General features: G+C 43.8%; 7 protein-coding genes. 2 read left to right on the forward strand and 5 right to left on the reverse strand.

Going from position 1 to position 7689, the window contains the following annotated elements:
* Positions 1–16: 16 nt before the first annotated feature.
* From MNV_RS08910 to hsdR, 3 genes are all read right to left on the reverse strand, one after another.
* Positions 17–1741: a restriction endonuclease subunit S gene (locus MNV_RS08910; RefSeq protein WP_096205342.1), complete on the reverse strand. Its 1725-nt coding sequence runs from the start codon at positions 1739–1741 to the stop codon at positions 17–19.
* Positions 1738–3228: a type I restriction-modification system subunit M gene (locus tag MNV_RS08915; RefSeq protein WP_218837961.1), complete on the reverse strand. Its 1491-nt coding sequence runs from the start codon at positions 3226–3228 to the stop codon at positions 1738–1740. The genes MNV_RS08910 and MNV_RS08915 overlap by 4 nt, the downstream gene beginning before the upstream one ends.
* 212 nt (positions 3229–3440) lie before the next feature.
* Positions 3441–5741 carry an EcoAI/FtnUII family type I restriction enzme subunit R gene (hsdR, locus tag MNV_RS08920; RefSeq protein ID WP_218837962.1) on the reverse strand — a complete coding sequence of 767 codons (2301 nt, stop codon included), beginning with the start codon at positions 5739–5741 and terminating at the stop codon, positions 3441–3443.
* Positions 5742–5835: 94 nt separating this feature from the next.
* Here hsdR and MNV_RS19550 point away from each other — a divergent pair, with 94 nt between their 5' ends.
* Both MNV_RS19550 and MNV_RS08925 read left to right on the forward strand, forming a co-directional pair.
* On the forward strand, positions 5836–5988 hold the full coding sequence (locus MNV_RS19550) for a hypothetical protein (protein ID WP_179293891.1): 153 nt from the start codon (positions 5836–5838) through the stop codon (positions 5986–5988).
* 2 nt (positions 5989–5990) lie between these two features.
* Positions 5991–6677, forward strand: a complete 687-nt coding sequence (locus MNV_RS08925) for a M50 family metallopeptidase (RefSeq protein ID WP_143311706.1) — start codon at positions 5991–5993, stop codon at positions 6675–6677.
* Positions 6678–6724: 47 nt separating this feature from the next.
* On the opposite strand, the gene MNV_RS08930 is transcribed toward MNV_RS08925, so the two are convergent.
* Both MNV_RS08930 and MNV_RS08935 read right to left on the reverse strand, forming a co-directional pair.
* Positions 6725–7225 carry a hypothetical protein gene (locus MNV_RS08930; RefSeq protein ID WP_096205345.1) on the reverse strand — a complete coding sequence of 167 codons (501 nt, stop codon included), beginning with the start codon at positions 7223–7225 and terminating at the stop codon, positions 6725–6727.
* A complete protein-coding gene (locus MNV_RS08935) occupies positions 7222–7542 on the reverse strand; it encodes a UPF0175 family protein (protein WP_096205347.1) in 321 nt (106 codons plus the stop codon). Before MNV_RS08935 ends, MNV_RS08930 begins: the two co-directional genes overlap by 4 nt.
* Between the last annotated feature and the right edge of the window lie 147 nt (positions 7543–7689).

Here is a 7689-nt window from a genome sequence, read left to right on the forward strand (position 1 = left end):
TAATTGTTTTAATTACTTATTTGCTTTTGCAATCTGCTCCTGAAACTACTCTCACGACCTCTTCCATCAACCTCTCGCCGTCCGCCTGCGAGCGCGAAAGGCTGGCTTCGAGGTTGTCGCAGAGGGACATGAGCTGGTTTACTTTGTCCGCGATTCTTTCCTGCTCAAGATATGGAGGCAAAGGAACAGGGAACTTTGATATATTACCCATACTAAGATTTGCTCTGGCGTTATCCACTTGTTTATCGAACATAAAAGATATGCAAATAGGGCTATTAAAAAAATGTAAAAGGTATCTAAGATTAAGTAGATTTTGTTTATCTATAACCCTGATAAGGCAAACAGCTTGATTAATATTTGCAATATCATTGCGATCATATATTGCTGTGCGGCCAATCGAAGCACCAACGATATTCATTAATATATCGTTCTGTTTTAATATTGATCGTGGTTCGATCTCGTTAAATTTTTTCTCGACGTATTTTGGTTCTTTCAAATTGAGTAAATAGCTTCCGACATTTTCACTGGTAATAAAAAGAATTCCATTTTCGGGCTCCACATAATTTACACCTTGCCATTTTGGTGAAGAGCCCTTGGTAATTAACTCACATAGATTTCCCAGCTTTGCCCACTGCCAACCATTTGGTAAATCAAAAGGTGCTTCTTCCATCTCTATTGGGGGTAGTGGTTCAGCTTTTTTAATTTTTTTATCTCTAACAAGGTTTTCTTTTTCAGCCTCAATTTTCTCCAATAGCACAGAAGCGGGTTCATCACTCGCATCCTGCGCCACCAACTTCCCCATTACTGCAAGCTGCAAAATCGCCTGTCGAAGCGCGCCCACATTCTCCGGCGCATCATACAGCAAGTCAAAATTATCGCTGATGCGCCGCCAGCCCTCCGCAAACTCCCCCGGTGCGCGTGCAGCGAGCAGCCGGTCGAGCGCGGCGTTGTTCAGACGCGCGCGGCTTTCGCGCTTCTTCTGCTGGCGCGCCTCAAGCTCATCGCAGAGGGACATGAGGTGGTCGACTCTGGCGACGATGCGGTATTGTTCGTTAGAAGGAGGGAGAGCTACTAAAAGATTACCAACAATTTTCATATTTAATCCCCTTCTCTGTTTATGACCAGTTATATTTCTGATATTCATATAATTAGCTTTCAAATAAAACAATAAATATTCTGGAATAAAATCTTCTTTATTTTCTGAAATCATTGCAACAAGAGATTGATTGCACGCTGCTTCTATTCTTAACATTGCTACTGTTCCTCTGGTTTTCCCTTGTCCATTTAATGCAATCAAAACGGAATCAATAGGCAATATTTTGCAGTTAGAATTTTCTAAACCTTTTTCAGTAATCCTTCCTTCACAATCAAAAATTTTTCCTTGATTTACATCTCCTGATTTTAACCACCTGATATTTCCATTCCAATAATTGAGATTTTTTGTGCTTGGTGTTGCTCCAGTTTTAAGTGAAAAAATATTGCCCAACCTTACCCATTTCCATCCAACTGGAATTTCATAGGGGATCTCGTTTTCATGAATGGGTATCAGATCATTTGTTTTCTTGATTTTTTTCCCTTTCATCAACTTTTCCACCAGCACCCCTGCTGGCTCATCATTCGCATCCTGTGGCACAAGCTTCCCCCGCACAGCCAGTTGCAATATCATCTCGCGCAACTTCTGCACTCCGTTCGGCGCATCAGCCAGCAGCTCAAAATTATCGAAAAAAGTCTCAAGCTTCATGCGTTCTTCACTTCAAGCGCAGCCCTAAGCTCATTTTTAAGCGTATTTCGTGTTTCTGCAATCCCTGTGAGTAACTTGTGGTACTCTTCCAGCAGTTCTTCAGGGTCGCTGTGAGAGTTATTCGGCACGCTTGGGTTCTTGATATCGAGATTATAGCCGCTGGCTTTGATCTCATTAATTGATACTTTCCATGCATGCTCATTTTTCTCTCGCTTCCCCCACCATGCCTTTTCAGGCTCGAATTCCTCGATGCGGATGGGCTTTGTCTTGTTGTAGGTTTTCGCTCCATTCGGGTAGGGATGCTCGTAATACCATATCTCTTTTGTAGGCGCGCCTTTGGTGAAAAAGAGCAAGTTGGTCTTTATACCAGTATATGGGCTGAACACGCCGTTGGGCAGGCGCACGATGGTATGCAGGTTGCATTCCTCAAACAGCTTTTCTTTGATGCGCGTCTTTACGCCCTCGCCGAACAGCGTGCCGTCTGGCAGTACGATGGCGCCGCGCCCGTCATCCTTCAGAAGATGAGTGATAAGCAAAAAAAATAGGTCTGCGGTTTCTCTGGTGCGGTAAGTTGCAGGAAAGTTGGATTCGATGCCGTCTTCCTCCATGCCGCCAAAAGGTGGATTTGTTACTATAACGTCCACTCTGTCCGAAGGGCCATAATCGCGCAACGGTCTGGCAAGGGTATTATCATGCCTTATCTGCGATGGTACTTCGATGCCGTGGAGCAGCATGTTGGTCACACACAGAAGATGCGGAAGCGGCTTCTTTTCCACGCCGGAAATGGAGCGCTGGAGGATTTCTTCATCCTCTACGCTTTTTACATAGTTCTTGCGGATATTGTTTATAGCGCAGGTGATGAAACCGCCTGTGCCGCAGGCAGGGTCAAGGAATTTTTCACCGAGCTTGGGATCGACCATGTCCACCATGAACTGGGTAACTGCGCGCGGGGTATAGTATTCTCCGGCATTGCCCGCGCTCTGGAGGTCGCGCAGGATTTGCTCGTAGATGTCGCCGAACAGGTGGCGGTCATCTGCTCTGTTAAAGTCGATCTCGTTTATCTTGTTGACGACCTGCCTGATGAGCGTGCCGTTCTTCATGTAGTTGTAGGAGTCCGTGAATACCTCGCGCACAACAGAGCCGCGCCTGTCCTCCGAACTCAGCGTCAGGTCCTTGAGCGTTCTAAAGAGGTCGTTGTTCACGAAATCCAGCAGTTCCTCGCCCGTAATTCCCTCAGGGTCAGCAGCCCAGTTGCGCCAGCGCAGCCGCTCGGGGATAGAAGAGTGATAGTCGTCCTCCAGCAATTCATATTCCTTCTCCCTGTCATCGAATATCTTAAGGAAGAGCATCCATCCAAGCTGGCTGATGCGCTGGGCATCACCATCCACGCCTGCATCTTTTCGCATGATATCCTGGATGGTCTTGATAGTGGTGCTGATCGAAATTGTTTTTCCCTCCTTCCTGATTGATAAGCTCTGTGAGTTCAATATGAACAGCGAACTGATACGAACTGAAATGAGACCAGGTCGAGTTCGTTGTGAGTTCGTATTGAGTTCGTTGTTAATTTTTTATGTTTTAAAACAACGAACTAATACGAACTCGTACGAACTCTACCTATAAGTTCGTTACGAGTTCGATGTTATCGTTATCTTTGTGCCCTTTGCGTTCTTTGCGGTGTATTTTATTCTAATCCTGAACATTAAGCTTCCGCCATATAAATTTGTGTTTCCAATCCTCTTAACGCCGCGAGGTATTTATCCTTGCCTCCAAATATATTGATGATTTCAAGCGGAGTGCCGAACCGGTCAAGTGGCTGGACCTTAAGTACCTCCATGCTCTCTATATTCTCTATCCCTTCATCAGCGTATTTATCCAGAAGCGCATTAAGGACAGCGCGCGCCTTATCGCCGTATCTTGCAAAGTAGTTTCTTTTGCGAACCGCCTCGGCGCGTTCCTTGCGGGAAAAAGGCGGCTGGTCATAAACCACATGGCAAATAAGATCGAAAGGGTCAAAGTCCCTTCCTACTTCTTCCTCCAATGCATGAAGCAGCAGCCCATGCCCTTCAAGTTCCTGGATGATTAAATTCTTTTTCTGGGCTTTGCTCCATCTATTAAGGAAAGAATCCAGCGAAGCAAACTCCTTTCGAACTGTGGCGCGAGTGTAATCCTTCAGCGATTCAGTGATCAGTTTGCCCTCTTTGTCATAATACTGCACACGCTCAGCAACAACTTTAACAGGCACGTCGCTGACAACAAATTTTATACGCTTGGAGCTGTCATCACTATCCTCTGGCGGCACCGGGGGACCACCAGGTTCCGGGTTGTATATCACCACTGGTTCGCCATCGAACGCTGGATCGGCGAATAACTCTGTTGCTTTCTTAAAATCCATTATCGTAAAATAGAATTTATCGAAATCCTCATTGATGCGCGTTCCCCTGCCAATGATCTGCTTGAAAACGATCATTGACTGGATGCGTTGATCAAGGACAATGAGCTTACATGTCTGTGCATCCACGCCAGTATTCATAAGTTTGGAGGTGGTAGTGATCACCGGATAGCGGCTCTCAGGCAGGATAAAATTATCGAGTTCGGCTTTGCCTTCAGCATCATCGCCCGTGATACGCATAACGTATTTTCTGTTCTGTGCCACAAGATCGGCATTTTCATTAATCAGCGCCTGCCTCATTCGTTCGGCGTGGTCGATATCTTCGCAAAATACAATGGTTTTATCAAAACGATTTGTTGCCTTCAGGAACTCTGTTACTTTCCATGCTACCAGTTGGGTGCGCTGTTCAATAACAAGTGTCTTATCAAAATCTTTCTGGTTGTATATTCGATCTTCAATATCCTTACCATACTTATCCTGCTTACCCTTTTCCGGTCTCCACCCTGTGAGGTCTTTATCCAGATCAATCCGTATGACCTTATATGGCGCAAGGAAGCCGTCTTCTATTCCCTGTTTGAGTGAATATGTATAGATTGGCTCACCAAAATAATGGATATTGGAGATATCTTTTGTTTCTTTCGGTGTTGCAGTTAACCCGATTTGTGTAGCAGAGGAAAAATATTCCAATATCTCTCTCCATGCTGAATCCTCAGCAGCGCTTCCACGGTGACATTCATCCACTACAACCAGGTCAAAGAAATCCCGTGAAAACTGTTTATATATGTGTTTCCACTCTTCCGTGCCGGAAACCGCTTGATAAAGCGACAGGTAGATTTCGTATGAAGTATCAACCTGCCTGTTCTCGATCTTGGTCATTGCTGTACCGAACGGCTTAAAATCATTCGTTTTAGTTTGATCAATCAGGATATTTCGGTCAGCCAGATACAGGATGCGCTTTTTGGTGCGTGATTTCCATAAACGCCAGATGATCTGAAAAGCAGTAAAAGTCTTTCCCGTCCCTGTAGCCATGACCAATAGAATGCGGTTTTGTCCTTTTGCAATGGCTTCAATTGTGCGGTTAATAGCGATATGTTGATAGTAGCGTGGTGTCTTCCCACTGCCATCAGAATAGTAATTTTGCGTAACAATTGGTTGTTTTGTTTCATCAATTCCTTTCCATGCACAGTACCGCTTCCATAACACTTCAGGAGATGGGAACTCATTGAGCTGAAGCTCCTTTTCAACCAGACCCGATTTGACCGTAAAATCATGTTCCAGAAATGCATCACCATTTGAGCTATAAACAAAAGGTACATCCAGCATCTCGGCATAGACAAGTGCCTGCTGCATACCATCACCAACCCCATGATTGTTATCCTTAGCCTCGATAACAGCTATTGGAATATTGGGCTTGTAATATAGAATGTAATCTGCTCGCCTTGCCTCCCCTCTGCTCACATGGGCACCTTTTATTATAATCCGACCTTTAGTGAATGTAACTTCCTCACGTACCTGAGTGTATATATTCCACCTGGATTGAAGAATTGCAGGAGTAATATACTTGGTGCATATATCCCGTTCGCTTAAGGCTTTTTTATCGATTGTTTCCATCCCTTGTCATCCTTGCAGGCGGAAATATTATTTGATAAGACAGAACATATAACTTGGTATATATATAAGCTTGCGGTTTTAAAACATGGGTAAATTGACCAGATACCTTTCGCCGTGCCTCAACCAGAAGGCTATATCTAACCGCTTGCTTTCATTAGCCAAAAACAATACTGAAAAGAGAACTACAATGAACAAAAAAAGATTTGTATTGATCAAGATCATGCAGACGCTTGCCTGGTGCAGATAAATATGTATATCCTACCACTCCTGGCAATTGCGCTCTATTTGATCTCAGAATACTTACACCATTCCTTGGCGTCAGTATCGAAAACTCTGTACATTGTTCTTATGTTGCCGGGAACGGTAGTACACGAATCTAGTCATGCAATAGTGGCTTTGCTCATGGGAGCACGCATAACTGATTTCAGCATCATGCCATCAGGGAACACCCTGGGACACGTAGAATATACTGCTCCAAAGATACCTTTCATTGGAAATGCTGCCATATCAGTTGCTCCATTGATCGGATGCCCGGCAATACTGCTGCTTATAAGCCGCTACTTTGGAATACATTTTGATTCTCCATCTGGCACTTTTGATATACTTATGGAAACAAGATTTTTGTTCGATGGAACTCTTTCTTTTATCACGGGCCTGGATTATTTGAACTGGAGAACATATGTTTTTCTTTACCTCGCACTGACATTGGGAGCTGGTGCAGCGCCCAGTAAAACCGACATCATTAGCATGCTTCCAGGGCTGATTATCATTGTAGCAGCGATCTATGCATTGAGCTACTTCGGTATCAATATTCCATATCTGTATATCATATTCTCCTGGTTTAGTGCATCCCTTACAGTTGCTATGATTCCTTTGCTGGCTGTAACGGTCATTGTTGCGATGCTAAAGTTGACAGCGATTGTAAAATCGCCATGATATTTATTCATAAAAAATCAAGTATACTATCAGTCAGGTCTATGAAGCTACCCCTCTCCGGCATTCGGTTTTTTTTTTTCTGTATCCAGAATGCCTTCTATAATATCAGGCGCCATGAAAAATCCGGTATTCCTCAGTTCATTTATTATTTTCTGGAGTTCCTGTTTGTCTTTTATCGGACAAAGCTCATACCCGATTTTAAGCAATCCCAGTGTGCCTGTAATCCTTACATGCTCTTTCTTTGCAACTTTCCTTGCATCAAGGTCATCAAGCGCGGCAATCCAGCCATGTTTTTTTGCCAGTGCGATAACACCTGATTCGCCGTCATGCAGTACGAAAAGATACTGTTCAAAATCCTGCGCCTTTTCTATGTCTATCCATCCACCATTACTCTTCAGGGCTGATATGGCTTCTGAGAATATTATTTTCTTTTCTACTGTATGTGGAATGATCGCTTTTATCTTTAACCGGCTTAATATCTCCTTTAGCAGGGTAAACCTTCTGATCTCGGAGAATGCACTTATGACACTTGTGTCCAGTACTATCAATCTTCTGTCCCCTTCAAGGTTTCATAGTCCTCATAAAGCTCTCTGACGCCCTCCACTCCGAGTCTGGGTTTAATCCCTTTTTCAATAAGGATTTCTTTCATTCTGGTTATGGAAACCCCTGCTATACCTGCTGCTTTGGCAAGTGAGACTTTTTCCTGCCTGTATAGTTCTGCTGCGATCTCCTTCTCATCGTACTCCCGAAGCAGATGGCGCAGCGCATCACGAACAGCCTCGGCTATGTTCCCATATATCCCCGCATCTATGAGCCGCTTTATTTTTTTCTCGAACTCTCCCTTGATTTCAACCGTAGTTGGCATTTGATCACTTGAATATTTATATGATTTTTCAAGTTAAATAATTATTGTTTTCAAGTTTTTGAATTTTATCATCGCTAAAACAATAGGTGAACTGATTAGATATTTTTGAATCGCGCCCCAGCCAGAAATGATATAAATCCTCAAAAA

This window comes from Candidatus Methanoperedens nitratireducens, assembly GCF_900196725.1.
GTDB classification, from domain to species: domain Archaea; phylum Halobacteriota; class Methanosarcinia; order Methanosarcinales; family Methanoperedenaceae; genus Methanoperedens; species Methanoperedens nitroreducens_A.

Excerpts from the sequence above, each read along its gene's own strand:
- MNV_RS08935 (WP_096205347.1), bottom strand. The coding sequence starts at position 7,542 with ATGCCAACTACGGTTGAAATCAAGGGAGAGTTCGAGAAAAAAATAAAG.
- MNV_RS08910 (WP_096205342.1), bottom strand. The coding sequence starts at position 1,741 with ATGAAGCTTGAGACTTTTTTCGATAATTTTGAGCTGCTGGCTGATGCG.
- hsdR (WP_218837962.1), bottom strand. The coding sequence starts at position 5,741 with ATGGAAACAATCGATAAAAAAGCCTTAAGCGAACGGGATATATGCACC.
- MNV_RS08925 (WP_143311706.1), top strand. The coding sequence starts at position 5,991 with ATGTATATCCTACCACTCCTGGCAATTGCGCTCTATTTGATCTCAGAA.